General features: G+C 47.3%; 13 protein-coding genes and 1 riboswitch. Of the genes, 7 read left to right on the top strand and 6 right to left on the bottom strand.

The genetic code is table 11. The features are described from left to right. Positions 1-541 precede the first annotated feature (541 nt). From PGN_RS04285 to PGN_RS04275, 3 genes are all read left to right on the top strand, one after another. Positions 542-2212: a peptidylarginine deiminase PPAD gene (locus PGN_RS04285; RefSeq protein ID WP_005873463.1), complete on the top strand. Its 1671-nt coding sequence runs from the start codon at positions 542-544 to the stop codon at positions 2210-2212. 314 nt (positions 2213-2526) lie between these two features. Continuing rightward, positions 2527-3957, top strand: a complete 1431-nt coding sequence (dacB, locus tag PGN_RS04280) for a D-alanyl-D-alanine carboxypeptidase/D-alanyl-D-alanine endopeptidase (protein ID WP_230455951.1) — start codon at positions 2527-2529, stop codon at positions 3955-3957. Between the two features lie 335 nt (positions 3958-4292). Further along, positions 4293-4463 carry a DUF362 domain-containing protein gene (locus PGN_RS04275; RefSeq protein ID WP_010956309.1) on the top strand — a complete coding sequence of 57 codons (171 nt, stop codon included), beginning with the start codon at positions 4293-4295 and terminating at the stop codon, positions 4461-4463. A gap of 436 nt (positions 4464-4899) precedes the next feature. Here PGN_RS04275 and PGN_RS04270 read toward each other — a convergent pair whose 3' ends face one another. The 5 genes from PGN_RS04270 to PGN_RS04255 form a co-directional block, all read right to left on the bottom strand. Then, positions 4900-6708, bottom strand: a complete 1809-nt coding sequence (locus PGN_RS04270; RefSeq protein WP_012457859.1) for a DNA polymerase III subunit gamma/tau — start codon at positions 6706-6708, stop codon at positions 4900-4902. Positions 6709-6830: 122 nt separating this feature from the next. After that, entirely contained in the window at positions 6831-8477 is a 1647-nt protein-coding gene (locus tag PGN_RS04265) for a fumarate hydratase (RefSeq protein ID WP_012457858.1), read from the bottom strand. A gap of 68 nt (positions 8478-8545) precedes the next feature. Further along, positions 8546-8689 carry a cysteine-rich CWC family protein gene (locus PGN_RS12350; protein ID WP_353307743.1) on the bottom strand — a complete coding sequence of 48 codons (144 nt, stop codon included), beginning with the start codon at positions 8687-8689 and terminating at the stop codon, positions 8546-8548. Between the two features lie 83 nt (positions 8690-8772). Next, on the bottom strand, positions 8773-9714 hold the full coding sequence (locus tag PGN_RS04260) for an NAD(P)H-dependent flavin oxidoreductase (protein ID WP_012457857.1): 942 nt from the start codon (positions 9712-9714) through the stop codon (positions 8773-8775). 432 nt (positions 9715-10146) lie between these two features. Beyond that, complete coding sequence (locus PGN_RS04255) at positions 10147-12750, bottom strand: TonB-dependent receptor (protein ID WP_012457856.1); 2604 nt, start codon at positions 12748-12750, stop codon at positions 10147-10149. 1178 nt (positions 12751-13928) lie between these two features. Then, positions 13929-14141: riboswitch (cobalamin riboswitch) on the top strand. Positions 14142-14660: 519 nt separating this feature from the next. On the opposite strand from PGN_RS04255, the gene PGN_RS04245 reads away from it, so the two are divergent. Beyond that, on the top strand, positions 14661-16346 hold the full coding sequence (locus PGN_RS04245) for a putative transporter (protein WP_012457855.1): 1686 nt from the start codon (positions 14661-14663) through the stop codon (positions 16344-16346). 92 nt (positions 16347-16438) lie between these two features. Beyond that, entirely contained in the window at positions 16439-16954 is a 516-nt protein-coding gene (locus PGN_RS04240; RefSeq protein ID WP_230847062.1) for a hypothetical protein, read from the top strand. Here the strand turns inward: PGN_RS04240 and PGN_RS04235 are convergent. Continuing rightward, entirely contained in the window at positions 16951-17916 is a 966-nt protein-coding gene (locus PGN_RS04235; protein WP_012457853.1) for a cation diffusion facilitator family transporter, read from the bottom strand. The genes PGN_RS04240 and PGN_RS04235 overlap by 4 nt on opposite strands. A gap of 283 nt (positions 17917-18199) precedes the next feature. Between PGN_RS04235 and PGN_RS04230 the strand changes: the two genes are divergently transcribed. Then, positions 18200-18715, top strand: coding sequence for a pyridoxamine 5'-phosphate oxidase family protein (locus PGN_RS04230; RefSeq protein ID WP_231845240.1), 516 nt, complete (start codon positions 18200-18202; stop codon positions 18713-18715). A gap of 472 nt (positions 18716-19187) precedes the next feature. Next, on the top strand, positions 19188-22043 hold the full coding sequence (locus PGN_RS04225; RefSeq protein ID WP_012457851.1) for a putative LPS assembly protein LptD: 2856 nt from the start codon (positions 19188-19190) through the stop codon (positions 22041-22043). Positions 22044-22068 lie beyond the last annotated feature (25 nt).

Raw genomic sequence — 22068 nt, 5'->3', positions numbered from 1 at the left:
CATATGAGAGGATACTATGGTCTCATATGAGAGGATACTATGGTCTCACACGAGAGGATACTATGGTCTATTGATGGAAGATGCTATCTGCTCTGTGTCGGATGGCAGGTTCGGGGAGTGGGAGGTTCCGTGTGAGCTGTTAAACCGATAGATGAGATTGTCGCATGGCATTTTCCGGGAGATTTCATTGTCAATTGACTGATTTTTCAGTGTCATTATAGATATGAATACCTCTAAAGCTCCTCCATGACTTGTGCGATACACTCTATAGGTGAGCAAAAACGATACCGAAAAGATACTTCTTGATGACCTTCTCTTTTTGCAAAGGGCTCAAAAAGCAAGAAAACAGGTTTATTATATTTCATATTGATGATTTCTTCTAATTTTACGGGCGGTTATCGGGTTGGAGGTGAAAAACCGAAGGTAAATCCCTCCATGGATATTTCGCAAAAAGATCGGCCCATGTCCCTCTTTATTATTTCCCCGAGATCTTATCATATGTTCAGGAACATATTCATAACATCATAAAACATATCAAACAATGAAAAAGCTTTTACAGGCTAAAGCCTTGATTCTGGCATTGGGACTCTTCCAACTGCCCGCAATCGCCCAAACGCAAATGCAAGCAGACCGAACAAACGGTCAATTTGCAACAGAAGAGATGCAACGAGCATTCCAGGAAACGAATCCCCCTGCAGGTCCTGTGCGTGCTATCGCTGAGTACGAACGCTCTGCAGCCGTTTTGGTACGCTATCCGTTCGGTATCCCGATGGAATTGATCAAAGAGCTGGCCAAGAATGACAAGGTGATTACCATTGTGGCGAGTGAAAGCCAAAAAAACACCGTTATAACCCAGTACACCCAAAGCGGTGTGAATCTCTCTAATTGCGATTTCATCATTGCGAAAACTGACTCTTACTGGACACGCGACTATACCGGTTGGTTCGCAATGTACGATACGAACAAAGTAGGTCTCGTGGACTTTATTTATAACCGCCCTCGTCCTAACGATGATGAATTCCCCAAATACGAAGCACAATATCTGGGCATCGAGATGTTCGGGATGAAGCTCAAGCAGACCGGTGGCAATTACATGACGGACGGATATGGATCCGCTGTGCAGTCACATATCGCATATACGGAGAACTCCTCTCTGTCTCAAGCTCAAGTAAATCAAAAGATGAAAGACTATCTCGGCATCACACATCATGATGTGGTACAAGATCCGAACGGCGAATATATCAACCATGTGGACTGTTGGGGCAAGTATTTGGCACCGAACAAAATCCTCATCAGGAAAGTGCCTGACAATCACCCTCAGCACCAAGCCCTGGAAGATATGGCAGCCTACTTCGCAGCACAGACCTGCGCATGGGGAACGAAGTACGAGGTATATCGCGCTTTGGCCACCAATGAACAACCGTACACGAACTCTCTGATTCTGAACAACAGAGTATTTGTTCCTGTCAATGGCCCCGCCTCCGTGGATAACGATGCTCTGAACGTCTATAAGACAGCAATGCCCGGCTACGAAATTATAGGTGTCAAAGGGGCTTCAGGAACACCTTGGTTAGGAACAGATGCCCTGCATTGTCGTACTCACGAGGTAGCGGATAAGGGTTATCTCTATATCAAGCACTACCCGATACTGGGCGAACAGGCAGGCCCTGATTATAAGATCGAAGCGGATGTCGTCTCATGCGCCAATGCTACTATCTCGCCGGTACAATGTTACTATCGTATCAATGGTTCCGGTAGCTTTAAGGCTGCTGATATGACGATGGAATCAACAGGTCACTATACTTATAGCTTTACAGGTCTTAACAAGAATGATAAGGTAGAATACTATATCTCTGCCGCTGACAATAGTGGTCGCAAAGAGACTTATCCCTTTATCGGCGAACCTGATCCTTTCAAGTTTACGTGTATGAACGAAACCAATACATGTACTGTGACCGGAGCTGCCAAAGCTCTTCGTGCATGGTTCAACGCCGGTCGTTCAGAACTGGCTGTTTCGGTAAGTTTGAATATCGCCGGCACATATCGGATAAAGCTTTATAACACCGCAGGAGAAGAAGTCGCTGCAATGACCAAGGAATTAGTAGCAGGGACGAGTGTCTTCAGTATGGATGTATATTCTCAGGCTCCGGGCACATATGTTCTGGTTGTTGAAGGAAATGGAATCCGTGAGACAATGAAAATTCTCAAATAAGGGGCCTTATTTGAGAATACTCCTCAGGTAGACATAAAAAAGGCTGTGTGGATTTTTTCCTCCACACAGCCTTTTTCACATCGTATTATTTTCTCCACTGATATTCTTAATTCGGGTTATTATTCAAAATCTGAGCATTGGTTTCGTAAATTTGCTCTTGCGGACAAACTGATAGAAGCAATCAAACAACAAGTTCGACAGTCATCAATTCTAAGAAGTAGCAAATGCTCAAAACATTCCAAATGAAATCACGAAGGAGAACTCTAACGACCGATTGGGGTTTAAGACAATATCTTCTATTTCTTCTCTTTGCAATTCTCGGGCAGAGCCTTTCTGCACAAGATCGGGGTGCAATAGATATCATCAAGAAAGCTGAGAGACAGACGAAAAGTCGTATCGGCGTGGAGATACGTCGCTGTCGGGACGATAGCCTTTTCGTATCAAATCGAAGAGACGAACAGTTTTGTCCGGCATCTCTGGTTAAGCTCGTAACCTCTGCTTCCATTTTGCGTCTGAGGGGAACCGAGATACCATTCTATACCGGAGTCGGCATGGATGGAAAAATTCGAAAAGGGATTCTTGACGGTAATCTCATCATCAAAGGAGGAGGAGATCCTTCTCTCGCATCCAACTATTTACCGACGGACTCCGGTCGATTTGCCTATGCTTTGGTCGATGCCGTCAAGCAATGGGGCATAAAAGAAATAACAGGAGATATCATCGTCGATGCATCAGCTTTTGACATTGAGGGAGTCAATGACAGTTGGCTCGATGAAGACAAAGGCAACTATTTCGGTGCCGGCGTCTATGGATTTAACATCAATGATAATAGAATAGATGTCATCCTTGCTACAGGCAAAGCAGGCTCCGAAGCTCATATCCTGAGAATAGAGCCTCCTCATCCGGAGGTTCGGTGGGAAAACAGAATCGAGGTAATCCACCGAGGAAAGGATACTGCCGGATGCTATGGCGAAGGGTTGGATCTTAAGCGAACCCTTACGGGAGTCCTTCCGACAAATATCGTTTCCTACCGCCTCAAGACGGATTTGCCCGATCCTGCTCTATACGGAGCTGCATGGGCCAAAGGCTTATTGTCTGCTGCCGGCACTCTGTGCCAAGGGAAGTGCCGTGCCTCATATCAAGCCGTACCGATCACTCAAGAATTATTAATCTACGAATCCCTTCCATTGGATTCATTGGTGCGGGTGATGAATTTCCGTAGTCTGAATCATTTTGCAGAGGCTTTTGTCAAACAGTTGGCTCCCCTTGCATCGAAGAATCATCGGGGTAATACAACAGAGCGTGGTCTGTCCGTCATCCGAAACTATTGGACTTCCCAAACAGGATTGCAGCATACCGACATTTCTCTTTCGGATGGATCCGGTCTCTCCCGTAAAAATCGCTTTAGCCCGAATGCCCTCAGCCAAATACTGATCGATATGATCAGTCGCGGCGATCTTGTTACCACTTCGTTCTTGAATAGCCTGCCTCTCGCAGGAAGAGAGGGTACGGTGAAGAACTTCATGAAAGACGAAGCAATAGAGGCATACCTCAAGAGTGGTAGTATGAAAGGTGTTTTAGGGTATGCCGGCTATGTGCGATTCCAAGGAGAATGGTACAGCGTTGTTTTGATGGGTAATGATTTTTCTTCTTCCGCACCGGTTCGTCGTGCTTTCTCGGATTTTCTTCTCTCTTTCTTCTCTTCCGCTATCTCTACTAAGCAAGTCCTGCTAAAGGAAAAGTAAACAGCAGCTTATTTCGTCTCATTCCTCTTACCTGATCTCATACCAATTTTATGTAGGGATGATTGCCGACAACAAGCATATATATAGCTCTCTATAGGTATTCATTCGCGTTTAAGTCGCACCACGAGACTACTTTTCTCGAATGCTTATTACTCATAATCTCTTCACAAACCTCGTAAAATCGGAGAAAATCAATAAGTTAACTCTATTCAATAGAAATGCAGTGGAAAATTCGCATACCTACATGTTGGTATATTCGGTTTTCTTTCTACCTTTGTTTCATAAAAGTGATACGATAAACAAAATTTGTCTTACCATAAAACTATTACAAAACTATGGCTTACGTTATTAATGACAGTTGTGTAGCATGCGGATCATGCATCGATGAATGTCCGGTATCAGCTATCTCTGAAGGTAGCATCTATAAAATCGATGCTGATACATGTATTGATTGTGGCACTTGTGCTGCAGCATGCCCTTCTGAAGCTATCCATCCTGCCGAATAATTTCAGGTTAGGTTAGAAACAGGGACAGATACGGCCGCTCTTTCATTGGAAGGGGTGGCCTTTTTGTATATGGATATGCTGGGAAACAAGCAAATCGGCAGGATATTTATCGAAGGCAGGTATAAATCCTAATCAGTCATGCTCCTAAACGGTGTTGAACCAAGATGAAATTAACCACCCCTGACTACCATCTTTTTTTCGACACACAACAATACTCTTTTAACGCGTAATAAAACCACTAGTGGTTTCAGAGAAAACTACTAGTGGTTTCGGGCAAAACTACTAGTGGTTTCAGAAGAATCTACTAGTAGTTTCAACGGAATCTACCGGTGGTTTCCGAAAGAAGCGATAAAAGTGCCGAAAAGGAGGTATAAATGCCCGTCCTATTTCATCCTCTTTGAGAGAAGTTACGTCTCTTTACAGGATGGCCGAAAGGCTATACCAGACTAAGGCCAAGACGCATTCTAAGCTCATCAAAAAGAGGATTTTCCTGATTGAGGCATTCGATCTTTTCGTCCAAAGAGACAGGCACTCGGTTCAGAGATGTAGATTCGGATACTCGCACATTCATTCGTATCGTCGTATTGCACAGCTTATCGGCAAGGAAGCTCAGCAAACGAGCCGATACGTTATTGATTTCTTCCTCTTGCCTGCTATTGAGCACCTCCACTTCAAAAGCCGAAGTTCCGGGACGGAGTTTAGGAAGACAGTTAGCCATCGTTTCTTTCAGGTGAATCTCCTCCGAGAGCTTCGTTTCGGCAAATTCGATCCAAGCCAGTTGCAACTGCTCCTCATCGAATGATTCGGTCATCTCTGTCCGAACCTCCTGAATGTTATTTTGGAGTTGTTCCTGCTTATTGCGGATTCCCCTTAATGTAAACCGGCCTTCCGATCCGACAGTAGATGTTGCCATCGGGCGCGTCGGAGGTACCACTTTCGTCTGTTCGGGCTTGTCTTCCGTGATAGTTGGAGCAGTGGTCTCGGGTTGGCGTCGCTGCTCCCCGATACTCGGCTGAGGTGGGACAGAGGACTGTGATGGAGCAACGGATGGCTGCTCTTTGGCCGGAGCCGGCCGGGGAGATACCGATCCGCTCACCGCGGGATTTGCGTGCTGTGCTCCATGGGTCGGAGGCGGAGCAGTCAGTCCCTTGCTAAATAAAGCCGCGATATTCATCAGCGACAACTCCAACAACAGACGCTTGCCATTGCTCTGGCGATACTGCTGGTCACAGGCATTCAGTATCTTGAGCGATTGGTATAAGAAAGAAGTCGGGCAACGTGCTGCCATATCCACATATCGCTGTATGACTACTTCGGACTGCTCCAACAGCGGCAAGGTAGAAGCGTCCTGAGCCATCATCAAATCGCGGAAGAAAGAAGCCAATCCGCTCACGATCACCTGTCCGTCGAATCCCTTGGCAAGCAATTCGTCCAACACGATCAATACGGATCGGTAATCCCCCTGTAAAAAGAAATCCGTCAGACGGAAATAATAATCGTAGTCGAGGATATTCAGATTCTCTATCGTATTGGCATAGGTAATATTGCCTTCCGAAAAACGGGCAATGCGGTCGAAGAGCGAAAGAGCATCGCGCATCCCTCCATCGGCTTTTGTCGCTATTATAGCCAAAGCTTCTGCTTCGGCTTTTATCCCCTCGCTGTCTGCTACGTAGCGCAAATGTTGCTCTATTCGGGCCGGTGGTATTCGTTTGAAGTCGAATATCTGACAGCGCGAGAGAATAGTGGGCAGGATCTTGTGCTTCTCTGTGGTAGCCAATATAAAGATCACATAAGAAGGCGGTTCTTCGAGAGTCTTCAGGAAAGCATTGAAGGCTTGCTGCGAGAGCATGTGTACCTCGTCGATGATGTAGATCTTGTATTTTCCGATCTGTGGCGGCACATTGGCCTGCTCTATCAAGAGACGAATATCATCTACCGAATTGTTCGAAGCGGCATCCAGTTCATATATATTCATGGATCGCTGCTCATCGAAAGCCTTGCACGACTCGCATCGCCCACAAGCTTCTCCATCCGGCAACCGCTCCAGACAGTTGATGGCACGGGCGAAGATGCGTGCACAAGAGGTCTTTCCCACCCCACGCGGGCCACAAAAGAGATAGGCGTGAGCTGTCTTTTGCTGTACGATGGAGCTTTTGAGTGTAGCGGACAATGCCTCCTGACCGACCATCGAGGCAAAAGAATCGGGGCGATATTTGAGTGCAGATACGATGTATTTCGTTTCCATGAGCCGAGCCTGTTTGCTTAGGAAACAAAGGTAAACTAAAAAGAAGCAGCAGAGGCTATGCCGGAGAGCGAACTCTCGCGACATAGCCTCACGATGCTTTCAGTGAAAAAAAACGTACAATATCAATGCAAGGCACAACCCTTACACTTCTCTCTTATCTGAGTAAAGAAATCATTGCCCTTGTCATCTACCAGAATAAAGGCCGGGAAGTCCTCCACTTCGATCTTCCAAATAGCCTCCATACCCAGCTCGGGATATTCCAGACACTCCACTTTCTTAATGCTGTCCTGAGCCAGAATGGCTGCAGGGCCTCCAACACTGCCGAGGTAGAATCCGCCGTACTTCTTACACGCATCCGTCACTTGCTGAGAGCGGTTGCCTTTGGCTATCATCACCATACTGCCTCCATGCGATTGGAAGAGATCCACATAGCTATCCATACGGCCCGCTGTCGTAGGCCCGAACGAACCGCTCGGCATCCCCTTCGGGGTCTTGGCCGGACCGGCGTAGTAGATGGGATGATTCTTGACATAGTCGGGCAAACCCTCGCCACGGTCGATACGTTCTTTTAGTTTGGCGTGAGCAATATCACGCCCCACGATAATCGTACCACTGAGAGACAAACGGGTGGAAACAGGATACTGCGACAGCTCTTTCAGAATCTCAGGCATCGGACGATTCAGATCGACCTTGACCACCGTACCCTCTGTACCCTCACGCATGGATTCAGGGATGAGGCGTGTGGGATTGGTCTCCATCTTTTCGATCCAGATACCGTCTTTATTGATCTTTGCCTTGATATTGCGGTCTGCCGAACAACTGACGCCCATACCTACGGGACAGCTTGCTCCATGTCGGGGCAGGCGGATGATGCGCACGTCATGTGCGAAGTATTTGCCTCCAAACTGAGCACCCAGTCCCAGACGATAGGCAGCTTCCAAGACTTCTTTTTCCAGTTCGACATCGCGGAAGGCTCGCCCACCTTCGTTGCCCGAAGTAGGCAGATTGTCGTAGTACTTGGCCGAAGCCAGCTTGACGGTCTTGAGGTTCGTTTCGGCCGAAGTTCCGCCTATCACGAATGCGATGTGATACGGAGGACAGGCAGCTGTACCGAGAGAACTCATCTTATCCACGAGGAAGTTCACCAGCGTCTTGGGGTTGAGCAGTGCTTTCGTTTCCTGATAGAGATACGTCTTATTGGCCGACCCTCCTCCTTTGGCTATGCAGAGAAAGTCGTACTCCATGCCGTCCACGGCCATCAGGTCGATCTGTGCGGGCAGGTTGCACCCCGTATTCACCTCCTTATACATATCCAAAGGAGCATTCTGCGAATAGCGCAGGTTCTCCTGTGTATAGGTATCATAGACACCATGCGAGAGCTGCTCTTCGTCATGACCGCCCGTCCAGACCTGCTGTCCCTTCTTACCGAGGATGATGGCCGTGCCCGTGTCTTGGCAGAAAGGGAGCTGTCCCTTGGCTGAAACCTCCGCATTGCGCAGGAAAGTCAGAGCCACGAATTTGTCGTTTTCGCTGGCTTCCGGATCGGACAGAATCCGAGCCACTTGCTGCTGATGCTCCGGTCGCAAATAGAAAGCGATGTCATGAAAAGCCGTCCGCGCAAGTAATCGCAGAGCTTCCGGCTCCACTTTCAGGACATCATGATCGCCAAACTTGTCCACGGACACATACTCCTTCGTCAGCAAATAATACTCTGTCGTATCATCCCCCATAGGGAAAGGCTTCTGATACTTAAATTCTGGAGTTGCCATAGTAATTGTAACTATTGTTATTAAAGTGATAATCGGTTCTTTTTCGGTCTCCCATCGAGGACATTTCCTTATCGATGCATTTGGAGTATTTCCTCTGCGGAGGCATTTGCTATTTCCCTGAGACAAGGCAGACAGAGACAGTCATGATAATGTCGTCGAAGGAATTCGAAGTGATGCGATTGCAGTTGTACCGTCCTACAGTCGCATCGCATATCGGGAAGATCATGACCGCACAGAAAGCCTCTCCCACAACGGGGACAGACTTTCCGGCAGTAGTTTCCCGATAGATTCAGGCTCATATCACAGTGGGCATCCCGGCCAATGATCGCTTGTATCCATCCACCAGATCAACCATGATCTCGGCCACCGTCTCCGCATGACTTATCTGCGATACTGCCTGGCCTATCTCCAATTCGCCCTCGTGCAGGTCGCCTTCGAAAATACCTTGCTTGGCACGACCACGACCGAGCAGCTCGCGCAGCTCTTCCACGGAAGCACCGCGCTGCTCGGCAGCGAATACATCCTGATAGAATTTGTTCTTCAGCAGTCGCGTAGGCGATACAGCCTTGAGCGAAAGCATCGTATCTCCCTCCACCGACCGGCGGCAATGTGCCTTAAAGTCTTCATGCGCCGAACTTTCCTCACTCAGAGCAAAACGGGTCCCCACTTGTACGGCATCGGCACCCAAAGCCAAAGCAGCGGCAACTGCACGGCCGGAAGCAATCCCTCCGGCAGCAACCACAGGAATGTTCACAGCATCCACTACTTCAGGTATCAAACAGAGGGTCGTAGTCTCCTCCCGTCCATTATGTCCGCCTGCTTCGAACCCTTCGGCCACGATGGCATCTACACCGGCTGCCTCTGATTTGCGAGCGAATGTGGCACTGCTCACTACATGTATCACCTTGCTACCGGCAGCTTTCAACTTGGGTGTCCACACCTTTGGACTACCGGCTGACGTTACCACTACGGGCACATGCTCCCTCATGATGATCTCCATGATTTTGTCCATTTCCGGATAGAGAAGAGGCACGTTCACACCGAAAGGCTTGTCTGTAGCAGCTTTACACGAACGGATGTGATGCTCCAGATTGTCCGGATGCATGGATCCGGCACCAATAAGTCCCAAACCTCCGCAATTGCTCACAGCAGAAGCCAGTTTCCAACCGCTGCACCACACCATGCCTCCCGATATGATCGGATGTTCGATACCCAATAATTCGCAAATTCTATTCATTTCTTATTCTTCTTATTTTGTATTGTATCTGTTATTCGTTTCTCATTTGGTCGTCTGATCCGATCCTTCTTCAAGGCATCTTATCTTATTTAGTAAGTACAATCGCACTCGCATTTTTCAAGTTTTTACGGCACACACAACATTGTCGCAAAAATAGGAACAAAAGCCGACTTCTGCACCCTGCTATTTCGATGCCTATGAGAAAGAATCTCCCGAACCGCCAAATCAAATGCGACAACCCCCATGCAGAGGCCTCGACAAATTCCAAACAGCTTCGACAAAAAGTGAGAGGAAATCGAAAAATAATTTCAACACAACCTCTTTATAATTAAATCCGGCTTTCAGGAGAATCCCAAAATATAGAGGGTGAGCCAAAATTTTCATTTTGACACACCCTCTTCGTCCGTCTTATGTAGTAGGATCAGTGTAAGATCAGAAGTTTACACGAATACCGGTAGACCAAGTGCGGCCGAAACCGTACCATACGAGAGCCGAAGCCTCATCGTGTTTCTTACCGATGATATTGTCGTCGGCATCGCTCACATATCGCTTGTCGGCTACGTTGTCCATGTTGAAATAGAATGTGGTGCTGAGTGAACCAAGCTTGAAATTGTAGGATGCAGACAGATCGAACAGACCTACATCGGGCAACTTCCATGATTCCACGATTTCTTTGCCATCCGCTTCGTACTGCTGTGCATTACGCGTTGCGGGGTTGAATCCTGCATAGTTCTTGCCAAGGAAGTTGTACTTACCTATGACATGGAAACCCTTGAACAGCTCTATGTCTGCCGATACAGCAGCCGTCATCTGTGCTGCATCTCCGACATGAAGACCCTTGATATAGGTTATATCCTGCCCTGTCTCATTGCCGGCTTCGTCGTAAGAGGTGTAGCTTACATTGTTTTGCCAAGTCCAGTCACCGAGAGAGAACATACCGCGAAGGTCGATCTGACGAATAGGACGATAGCTGATCTCAGCCTCTACCCCACAGTGAACAGCATCAACGCCATTGAGATAAACATACTCGTTTCCGATTCTCTTCGAGGTCACGCGATCCATCCACTTCGTATAGTATCCGTTGATATTGAACTCGAAGTTTTTGTGATTCGTGAATCCATAACCGACCTCTCCTGTAAGCACCTTTTCCATATTGGCTTTGTCATTGGGAATGATAGCCCCCGCAGCATAGACATTGCCAAAGAGCGGTGCACGTGTGAAGAAACCGCCATTGGCGAATACATTGTGTCCCTGTGCGAACTTGTAGCTCAGACCGGCCTTGCCACTCCACGGAAGGAAGCTTTTCCACGGCGATACGCCGGGCAGGTAGCCGGTGGACTTGCTACCGCCATAGTTGTGGTTGCGGTAGAGTTCGTAGTTGATAGATCCTGATACGAATGCATCGATCCATTCGGACGAATGCTCCATCTGTGCAAAGAGGCCTTGCCACATGATTTCGCCTGTGTAGTCTCGATTTACAATGTCACCCACTTTCAGTTGCTGACCTTCCGTATGGTATGCGAGCTTTGTCTTGGGATCCTCTATGTAGTAGCTACCGCCGAGCAGATCGGTGATCTTGTCATAGTGGTCGCCACGGTAGTAACGCCCGTCGTATCCGGCTGTCAAAGTCAGCGAACTATTAAGTTTCTTCTTAAATGAAGAGAGTAGACCGAACCACTTGTGAGAGTTGGAACCAAGGGCAAAAATTGCTTCCGAGCCATTGCTCGCCGCAGCATTGGCAGCCAGTACGGCATCGTAGTCGATAAGTCCATCGGGAGTCACCTTTGTTTGTTCATAGGGTTGTCCGGTGTTGTAGTTGATCAATACCCACTTACTGTTTTTTCCATAAGCGCGACGACCTCCACCGGTAGCCAAAGATGCGTAGGCTGCGGTATAAAGAGAGGTATTCTCATCCATCTTCCAGAAGTGGTTCAGCGAGAACTGGGGCTTGTGGTACGTATTGTAAGCATAAGCCGTAGGAGTCAGTTCGCCTCGCAGATAGCCGAAGGATTGATTGTGACGGATGCCGTATTTGTCATAGTCGGCTACAGAATATTTGGAAGAACGTTGATTGTGCCATTGCGGTGCACCGAATCCGGTGAGAGAGAGGGTATGACGTTCATTGAACTTCTTCGAAACGTTGAAGAAGTAAGAGAATGCACGTCCCTTCAGCCCCTTCACATAACCCAGACCCGTCATATGGGAGCCTGCAATGGTGATAGCCCAACCGTCGTTCATACCCGTAGAAATGGAGAACGATTCTTTGTGCAATCCGTCATTACCCATACCGACATAAGCCGAACCTCCGGTATTGGCATCCGTAGTCTTCGTGATAATGTTCATCGTACCACCTACCGAGCTGATACCGAGCTTGGAGGCTCCGAGTCCGCGCTGAATCTGAATGGTACTGGCTTGATTCATCAGACCACTCCAATTGCTCCAATATACTTTCCCGTCTTCCATACCATTGACAGGAACTCCGTTGATGAGTACACCGAAGTTGTAAGTGTCGAATCCACGCACATTGGTACGACCATCACCGAAGCCTCCGCTTCCTTTTGTCGTATAGGTAGAGGGAGTGGATTTAACCAGTTCGGGAAATTCGACATTCAACGATGCTGCCTGAATATCAGCCACGCGGATATTGGACACGGGTACCGGCGTCATACGGTCTTTGGGCACCACAGAGGCTATTACCTGAATCTCATCCAAGCCGATGGCCTGGGGATCGAGGAGAATCGTACCGAGGTCTTCTTGAGAACCTCTGCCTATAGAGCGAGTTACGGTAGCATAACCTACGCAACGGAAAGTCAAGACAGACTTGGCCGGTACTTCGAATCGGAAGCCACCATCCATATCGGTGGTTACACCGCGGAGGGATGCTCCCTGACCGGTGCTTACGGATACACCGATGAGCGGTTCGGACGTTTCTGAATCGATCACCTTACCGGTCACCACTATTTGCGCTATGGCGAGAGAGGAGCCTAATGCCAGCAGCAATGTGGTCAGGAAAAGTTGTAGAATTCTTTTTCTCATAAGACATAACAATTTAGATTCGACTTAAAGGCATCTCTGCCCAATTTTTGTACAAAGATAATCCAGAAACATTAGAGGAGTGTCTGTCGAAATTATTTTTGGTACACCCTGTGTGTTTGAACGAAAGCAGGTTTGGAACTTGCTCAAAACCAAAATAAGGCAACTGCATCAAAATACAGGCCACCCGGGGCACGGATTTTGATGCTAACGACCCGATTTTTTCAAATCTCCCGAGACTGAATATTTTCTTACATTTGTCGCCCGATGAAGCTCTCTGTCGGAAGTTGGATGCCGCTGCCAAGAGAGCCGATTGCTTGAATAGAACTACATGGATAATAGACTTAACGATAACAGGACATGTGCACCGAACACCTTTATACCCTCGATCTTTCCGGCCGATCCTTTCGCGCCCATAACCTATCACGCCATCTCGATATTTGGACAAACAGCATATATCCCTATGACGAATAAGTAGGAATAAATCTTCTTAACACTTCTCCTAAAGACATAAGCACCCGCACGGTTCGGCCACGAATCGTGCGGGTGCCTCTTTTATTTCAGCTCCCGAAAGGGCCTTTTTCGGTCTTCGATTTATATACAAATGAGTTTCGATCTATATATAAATTGAAAACGATTTATATACAAATCGCAAACGATCTATATATTTATCGTAAAAAGTTTGTATATAGATCGTTATCTTGTCTCCCACAAATCACGTTTTGACCTGAAAAAGTTCGTTTCTTCATATTTTTGACTTCAAAATCCGTTCCCTTTCAGGTGCTTATTTAGAATCATTCCAAATTTCGCTTCGTTGTTGAAAACTAAAAAAATTTCAAACGCGATCGTCCTGACAGGCTGCCCCGGGGCCGACGCATTAAATCGGTTTTGCGGCTTCATTCGAGCGAGTTTCTTCTGAATACGAGGGATTGAGGACTTCATATTGCCCTTTAAGGGGGAAACGATATGTTGCCGGCGGTAACTGACGTGTACTAAATGGTCGTCTGACACACATAAAATGAATGAACAAAAGTGCCTGCTTATTGTGCAAAGGTCCCATTAATTCGTACTTGTTTGATAATTGGATGTAGCAATCATGAGCTTTAGATGTACGTTAGTGGCTGAAATGCGATTGCCCTGTGGAATATGCATCCTGCTATATCTGAAATGTGTTATTTTTTCTATCTTTGTGCGGACTTTGTTCAGAGCTGCCTTTTCCTATCGGGATCGGTGGTGATGATTAAAAGGGAATCGGGTGAAAATCCCGAGCAGTCCCGCTGCTGTGAACCTTGTTAAGCTTTCGGCATTTATATCCACTGTCCGTTCTGTGCGGATGGGAAGGAGTCGGAAGTATGGGGTGAGCCAGAAGACCTGCAAAGTCTTTGTCTGCGGCTTCGAGGAAAAGCCGGGAGAGAATGTACTTGTGGTCAATCCGACTTTACTGCCACAAGGATCCGTTTCTTTCCCTTTTAATCCCCCGAGGAAAATTTTGTTTCCGACGCAGCGGAAACGATCCGATTCTTTTGCCAGGAATTGGAGTGTATTGTGAGCGGACCCTTATGGTCTTGTCTTGGCGGGATGAGCTCCGTACAAGGCAGACCTAAGGGTCTTATCATTTTCTATCTTATCATTCTTTTTTATAGAGTTTCTGCTTCCCTTCGGCGAATCTACAGGGGTATGATTATCATATCGAACTATGAAATCTTATTGTTTTTCGGATGTCACGACCTAAATAAGTACTATTTTTGTGGGGTTTCGAACGAGACTTTGGTTTCCGTTAGAATTTATAAATTGATAAAACCACATGAAAATATGCGACATGTCGCCCTTCGGCTTCATTTTCTTGTCATAGGAAAAGTCTTGAGCCAAGTGAAGAAGTCGCATACTATTTGACTAACTATAAAGCTGTTTGGATGAATATGCAATGGCTTAATGACTTGCTTTTCGGTGTAGGAGTGGGGCACTCCATTCTCTTGGTTGCCGTAACGATTGCCTTAGGGATTTGGTTGGGAAAGATAAAGATCTTCGGAATTTCTTTGGGGGTTACTTTCGTTCTTTTTGTCGGAATAGTCTTAGGACATTTCGGCATGAATCTGCATCCCGACGTACATCATTTCTTCAAAGAATTCGGACTGATCCTATTCGTTTACTCGGTGGGGATGCAAGTGGGCCCGGGTTTTTTCTCCTCTCTTCGCAAGGGGGGGCTTACCTTGAACCTACTGGCTATGGGCGTCGTCTTTCTGGGTGTACTGACAACGGTGATTCTGCACTTCGTGACAGGCATATCCATGTCCACAATGGTAGGAATTCTGTCCGGTGCCGTGACGAACACACCGGGCCTGGGAGCTGCCGAGCAGACATTCCATGATCTAACGGGAACCGGCGATCCGACTATCACACTCGGTTATGCTGTGGCTTATCCGCTCGGAGTGGTGGGGATCATTGCGTCCATGCTGATCGTACGAGCTATTTTCAAGATCAGTGTGGCCAAAGAGAAAGAGAAGATGGACAGTCTGGAACATAACGATGACAATCAGGCTATTGCGCTCTCTCTGGTTGTAAAAAATCCGGCCGTTTTCTCCAAAACATTAGCAGAAGTCCGCCAACTGCTCAAAGGTCATGACTACGTGATTTCGCGCACAATGGATTCGCGTACCAACAGTATTTCGCTGGCACATTCGGATACGGTTCTAAATGAAAACGACAGAGTTTTCGTAATTACCAATTCGCAAAATGCTGCGGTGATTAGCAGCTTAATCGGGACTGAGATACAGATGGATAGGAAGCAGTGGATACCTACCGAGTCGCATTTGGTGAGCCGCCGATTCATCGTTACGAAGTCCGAATTGAATGGAAAGACCCTCGGTTCATTGCAGCTACGCAAATTGCATGGCATGAATGTGACACGTGTGAACCGTGCCGGAGTTGAGATGGTAGCATTGGCTTCCCTTCCGCTACAGGTGGGCGATCGTCTGACTGTAGTGGGCAGTGAGTTGGTAATGCCCAAAGTGGAAGAACTGATCGGTAATTCTGTCAAACGACTGAACGAACCGAACCTAATGTCCATATTCATCGGCATCGGTCTCGGTATCCTTTTGGGTTCGCTTCCGATCGTTTTGCCCGGTATTCCTCAGCCCGTCAAGCTGGGACTTGCCGGTGGGCCATTGGTGGTGGCTATTCTATTGAGTCGGTTCGGTTATCGGTATAAGCTGGTGACTTATACGACTCCCAGTGCCAATTTGATGTTGAGAGAAATCGGCATCACCATATTCTTGGCTTGCGTAGGATTGGGGGCCGGAGAGGGGTTCGTCGATACGATAGTAAACAAAGGTGGTTTTACATGGATCGGATACGGTTTTATAATCACCCTCCTGCCTCTCCTTATCATCGGATTTATCGCTTGCAAAGGATATAAGATCAATTATCTTACGCTGATGGGAATGTTGGCCGGAAGTACTACAGACCCACCTGCCCTGGCATACGCCAACAACACGACTAACCACGATGCTCCGGCCGTAGGCTACGCCACGGTCTATCCTCTGACCATGTTCTTGAGGGTGCTGACTGCACAATTGCTTATCTTATTCTTTTGCTCTTAGTCCGGCGAACCGAAAGACTCGCTTTGCGGAGCCTGTCTCCGCTGTATTTGCTGTAGACTGCTTGTACATATCGCCTAATGCCAAGCTGAATGATGACTGATACGCAAGACAATGAGCTTATCGTTTTCGGAGAGCATAATGTCCATGCTGAAAACCTTTCCATAGGCCATCTTGTCACATACTTTCCGTGGACGAAACTCTTCAATGCGTTAGGTATGGCAGGGGCCTACCCGGCTTTGCTTTACACAAATGAAAAAGCCGATGCTTTGTATGAAGTCGTATCGTCGCTTTTAGGCGAGTGGATAGTATCGGGAGATCCATGGATTGACCTCTCTTTGGTTTTTCACGATGTGGAGGGAGGGCAACCCGAAGGCGATTTGGAGGTTGTACTCTCCTCTCATCTAAACGAAGAAGACATTATGCCTGTACCGTCCCTCTTTTTGTATGATATGGGATGCTATCTTTTGGAGGCAGCCGCTGCATGGATAGCTGATCAAGAAGCATATGGGATGCAAACGGTGATCGAACGAAAAGATATCAGCCGCAGACCCTCGGAAAAAGGACTGCGGCTGGTAGGGCATTGGATTTTGAAGGCAATCGAAAGTTAGCAGCTCTCCATCCCACAAGAGCAACCCTCGGGATCCAATTCTATCGTAGCATGTCGTATTCCGTGGGCACTGCACTTCTCCCGTACTGATTCTTTCATATCGAATACAGCTTGGGGCGAACTGAAATCGTCCGGGCAGTACACAACGTGAATCGTCATCACGTGCGACTCTCCGTCGAGTGTCCATAGGTGGATGTCGTGAATGCTACGTATATGTGGCAGAGAGAGTATATCCGTCTTTAATCCCTCTAAGTCTATCCCATCGGGTACTCCTTGCAGCAAGACTTTGAAGGTCTCACGCAGGTTGCCATACACATTGTACAGGATCCATGCCGTGATACATAGAGAAAGTATCGGGTCGAGGATCGGGGCATTGACAAAGAGCATAACGATGCTGACTACAAGCACGGCTGCCCATCCGAGCACATCTTCCAGAAGGTGTAGCATCACGGCACGTTCGTTCAGCGAAGAGCTTCCTTTTAGTCTGAGTGCGGCCAAGCCATTGACTACCAATCCGAATATGGCCAGAATAAGCATCCCTCCTGCTTTGGGCTCTCCCGGCATGGAGAAACGTTGTACGGCTGCAATGATGACAAAAACGGATCCTACCAGAAGAATGATTGAAATAAGCAGTGCACCGAGCAGAGAGAAGCGTTTGTAGCCATAACTGAAAGATCTGTCGCGACCCTTTTCCGATAGTTTCTGCAGTCGCCAGGCAATGCCGAGCGAAATGGAATCACCGAAATCATGTAAGGCATCTGACAGGATGGCTACACTTCCGGTGAAAATACCGCCTACCAATTCTACGATAGCAAAGAAGAGGTTCATAGCGAAAGCAAAAAGCAAATTGCTTCCACTTTCGCCATGATGGTGATGGTGGTGATGATGCCCGTGATGATGTGCCTCATGTTCATGTTTGTGTTCCGAGCAACAGGCGTGGGCGTGAGATTGTTTTGTTTCCATAGATTTGTCTCCTACACATTATGATCTGATGTTTTTGTTTTGACGGCGTGTCATAATGAGCAATTTGCTGCGTTGCCTGCGACATTCGGCTTCAGTCACGTACTTCAGTACGTTCCTTTCAGACTCTGTTTTAGCACCTTTGTGCTCCAAAAGAATTTTGACACTGCTCCATCTTTATTGCAAATGTCATCATTTTGTCGACATTTTTACCATATATTTCGCCGTTTCAAAAAGTATAACCCTTGATTTCAGGAAATTCATCATGCGGCGTAAAGATCGAGAAATGAGCCGAGAATTCGGTTTGGAGGTAATTGATCGGGCAGCCTACGGTGTCCTTTCTGTCGTGGATTCGGACGGTGCACCCTATGCTTTGCCTCTTTCCATCGTGCGCGATGGGGAGAATTTGTATTTTCATTCGGCACGTGCCGGACACAAAGTCGAATTATTCACCCATGAGCCTTCGGCCACCATTGTATTTGTAGGCCGAGTGGAGGTACCCGATGTATATACTCCGGAAGTACTGGAATCGCTACAAGAGGGAGACTCCCGCTTATCCGGCTCTATGCTGAGTCGAATTTTCACCACCGATTTCGAGAGTGCTATAGTCAAGGGGCGAGTCATTCGTGTAGCAGATCATGAGGAGTGCGTGCATGCCTTACGATTGATATGCGAGAAGTACACGCCAGAGAAAATGGATTTGTTCGATAAGGCCGTTGAAAGCGGCATGCCACATACCGCTATCTATCGTATTCAAATAGATATGATCACAGCGAAACGAAAGCTTGTTCTCCCTGACTAACCATATCAATATCTCCCTACTCAAATCTGATGTAACCCCGGGGTTATTTCATTTGAAAATTTATACTGTATCCTTAGCCTCTTTCTTCTATTATTCGGGACCTTTGCACAATAAGCAGGCACTTTTGTTCATTCTTTTTATTTCTGTGTCAGGCGACTATTTGGTACACGCCGGTTTTCCACCGGTGGAAAATAAACTTTCCACTAGTGGAAAAAGAAGTTTCCACTAGTGGAAAGTTACTCCCCTTTAATGAGTCCCCCTTTGAGACGTCCAACGACGTTACCGCCGGCAACATATCGTTTCCCTCTTAAAGGCCAATATGAAGTCCTCAATCCCTCGTATTCAGAAGAAACTTCTCAAATGAAGCCGCAAACCAATTTAATACGTCGGCCCTGGGGCAGCCTGTACAACCTCATCGTGTATTACAACTTCTTTTTTACCTTTGCTCACCTGTGAGTATGAATGAATCCGAATGAGAGTATCCGATCTCTGTTCCAGACTTTCATGGTTATTACCCGTAATCCTTGTCAGATTGCTCTGTGCTACTTTGGTCGCTGCGGAACGTCCTATGGCCGGAGCAGTCGGATTGCACCACCGTCGGCATGCTGCGCTGTCTGATTCTACAGCGAAAGACACGGTGCCTCTCGCAAAACCTATCCCTGACAGTGCCTTTCGAGATTCCCTTCCTGCCAATTCCACCGGATCGATGCAGCAGGATAGCGTGTATGACGATGAATTCGAATTGGAAGATATAGTGGAGTACGAAGCTACCGACTCCATCGTTTTGCTCGGACAGAATCGTGCCTATCTTTTCGGCAAGAGCTATGTGAGCTATCAAAAGAGTCGCTTGGAGGCAAACTTCATGTATCTCAATACCGACAGCAGTACGGTTTATACTCGCTATGTCCTCGATACGGCCGGTTATCCGATGGCCTTTCCTGTTTTCAAGGATGGAGAGCAGTCGTTCGAAGCCAAGAACTTTACCTACAACTTCCGCACGGAGAAGGGGATTATCAGCGGAGTGATCACGCAGCAGGGCGAAGGCTATCTGACTGCCGGTAAGACCAAGAAGATGCCCGACAATATCATGTTTATGCAAGGAGGGCGTTATACGACCTGCGACAATCACGATCATCCTCACTTCTATATCAATCTTTCCAAGGCAAAGGTGCATCTGGAGAAAGACATCGTCACCGGTCCGGTCAATCTGGTTATCGCCGATATGCCGCTGCCGATAGGTCTTCCTTTCGGCTATTTTCCCTTTTCCAACAAATACTCGTCCGGTATATTGATGCCCACGTACGGAGAGGACAATCGCTATGGATTTTATTTGAGGAATGGTGGATATTATTTTGCCTTCAGCGACTATATCGATTTGGCATTGCGTGGGGAGATCTTTTCCAAAGGGTCATGGGGCATTTCAGCCCAATCGAAATATAAGAAGAGGTATAAGTACAACGGTTCGTTCGAAGCCAATTATCTGGTATCGAAGTCCGGAGACAAATATGTGCCCGGAGACTACAGCAAGACCACCAGTCTGAATATCCGATGGACACACAGTCAGGATCAGAAGGCCAATCCTTTGCAAACGCTGTCGGCCAATGTCAATTTTGCCACCGGAAGCTATTTCCAGAATTCGCTGAATACCACCTATGATGTCAATGCCCGTACTGCTACGACACGAAGTTCGGCCGTGAGCTATTCGCGCAAGTTTCCGGGTACTCCTTTTTCGATTACGGGTAGCATGGATATCAGCCAGAACATGCGCGATACGACGGTGAGCCTTACCTTGCCGAATCTTTCGATTAATATGTCCACGCGTTATCCTTTCAAGCGGAAGACCCGTGTAGGACCGGAGCGATGGTACGAGAAGTTGAGTGTGGGCTATTCCGGTCAGCTTCGCAATAGTATCTTGACAAAAGAGAAAGATTTGCTCCAGAGCAATCTCGTGCGCGATTGGAAGAATGGTATGCGTCATTCCGTACCGATCAGTTTGACTGTCCCTTTGTTGGATTATATCAATCTGACTATGGGGGTTAACTACAATGAGTGGTGGTATACGAAAGGCATACGGAAGTCGTGGAATGAGGATAAGAAAACATTTCTGCCTTCGGACACGACCTATAAATTCCGCAGACTGTACGATTACAGCCTGTCGGCAGGCTTATCTACCACACTGTACGGTATGTTCAAGCCTTGGAAACCTTTTTCCTTCGGAGGCAATCTCATTATGATCCGTCATCGCTTCACGCCTACTGTCAGTTTCTCCTATATGCCGGACTTCACGAAACGCCGATATGGTTTTTGGGAGCATCTCGAGCATACGGATCAGAACGGCAAGCTGCATACGCTACTCTACTCTCCTTATTCCGAGCAGATATTCGGTGCTCCCTCCATGGGCAATGCAGGATCTGTCAATTTCTCTTTTGACAACAACTTAGAGGCCAAGATCAAATCCAAATCGGATTCGACAGGGATCAAGAAGATCAGCCTGATAGATCAGTTCACATGGTCTACATCCTATAATATGTTTGCCGATTCTATCCGATGGAGCAATATCTCGGCTTCGCTGGCACTTCGCCTCTCCAAGAGCTTTACCTTGCGCTTGTCCGGTCTGTTCGATCCCTATTTGACGAAGTATTATGAGGGAGAAGATGGGAAGATCATTCCCTATAAGAGCAACGACCTGCGTATTTTTAACGGCAAGGGATTGGCACGCCTGATCAGTACGGGTACTTCTTTCAGCTATACGCTCAACAAAGAGTCGCTCAGCGGATTGATAGCTCTTTTCAGTGGCAAAAAGGAGCGGAGAGATGAAAAGAAAAACACAGGGGCTACACCTCTTGAAGGAGACGATGCTGCCGATATACTTGAGGGAGGAAGACCGCAAAATGAAAGTGGGGGGTCGCTCCTCGAGCGCAACCGTCAGGGCGGAGCAGTGGATCAGGATGGTTACTTCGCATATTCGATCCCATGGAGCCTGTCCTTCGATTATAGTTGGAATATTGCTACCGACTACAATAGGTACAATGTCAATAAGATGGAGCACTACTATCGGGTAACGCAGAATCTGAGCTTTCGCGGCAATATCCAGCCTACACCGAACTGGAGCTTCGGATTCAATGCGAACTACAATTTCGACTTGAAGAAAATAACATCGCTTACCTGCAACGTCACTCGCGACATGCACTGCTGGGCTATCTCGGCCAGTTTCATCCCTATAGGAGCATACAAGTCCTATAATTTCGTCATATCGGTGAAGAGTTCACTCTTGCAAGATCTGAAGTATCAGCAGAGCAATCGTCCCATCACGAATACTTGGTATTGAAATAGAAAACAAGAACAATCCATAA

This window comes from Porphyromonas gingivalis ATCC 33277, from assembly GCF_000010505.1.
GTDB classification, from domain to species: Bacteria; Bacteroidota; Bacteroidia; order Bacteroidales; family Porphyromonadaceae; genus Porphyromonas; species Porphyromonas gingivalis.
Note: the sequence above shows the minus strand (reverse complement) of the source record. Positions and strands in the feature narration are given on the sequence as shown.

What these genes read in the sequence shown, in the direction of transcription:
- PGN_RS04285 (WP_005873463.1), top strand. Translation starts at nt 542, where the DNA reads ATGAAAAAGCTTTTACAGGCTAAAGCCTTGATTCTGGCATTGGGACTC.
- PGN_RS04275 (WP_010956309.1), top strand. Translation starts at nt 4,293, where the DNA reads ATGGCTTACGTTATTAATGACAGTTGTGTAGCATGCGGATCATGCATC.
- PGN_RS04270 (WP_012457859.1), bottom strand. Translation starts at nt 6,708, where the DNA reads ATGGAAACGAAATACATCGTATCTGCACTCAAATATCGCCCCGATTCT.
- PGN_RS04265 (WP_012457858.1), bottom strand. Translation starts at nt 8,477, where the DNA reads ATGGCAACTCCAGAATTTAAGTATCAGAAGCCTTTCCCTATGGGGGAT.
- PGN_RS12350 (WP_353307743.1), bottom strand. Translation starts at nt 8,689, where the DNA reads ATGCGATGCGACTGTAGGACGGTACAACTGCAATCGCATCACTTCGAA.
- PGN_RS04260 (WP_012457857.1), bottom strand. Translation starts at nt 9,714, where the DNA reads ATGAATAGAATTTGCGAATTATTGGGTATCGAACATCCGATCATATCG.
- PGN_RS04255 (WP_012457856.1), bottom strand. Translation starts at nt 12,750, where the DNA reads ATGAGAAAAAGAATTCTACAACTTTTCCTGACCACATTGCTGCTGGCA.
- PGN_RS04245 (WP_012457855.1), top strand. Translation starts at nt 14,661, where the DNA reads ATGAATATGCAATGGCTTAATGACTTGCTTTTCGGTGTAGGAGTGGGG.
- PGN_RS04240 (WP_230847062.1), top strand. Translation starts at nt 16,439, where the DNA reads ATGACTGATACGCAAGACAATGAGCTTATCGTTTTCGGAGAGCATAAT.
- PGN_RS04235 (WP_012457853.1), bottom strand. Translation starts at nt 17,916, where the DNA reads ATGGAAACAAAACAATCTCACGCCCACGCCTGTTGCTCGGAACACAAA.
- PGN_RS04230 (WP_231845240.1), top strand. Translation starts at nt 18,200, where the DNA reads ATGAGCCGAGAATTCGGTTTGGAGGTAATTGATCGGGCAGCCTACGGT.
- PGN_RS04225 (WP_012457851.1), top strand. Translation starts at nt 19,188, where the DNA reads ATGAGAGTATCCGATCTCTGTTCCAGACTTTCATGGTTATTACCCGTA.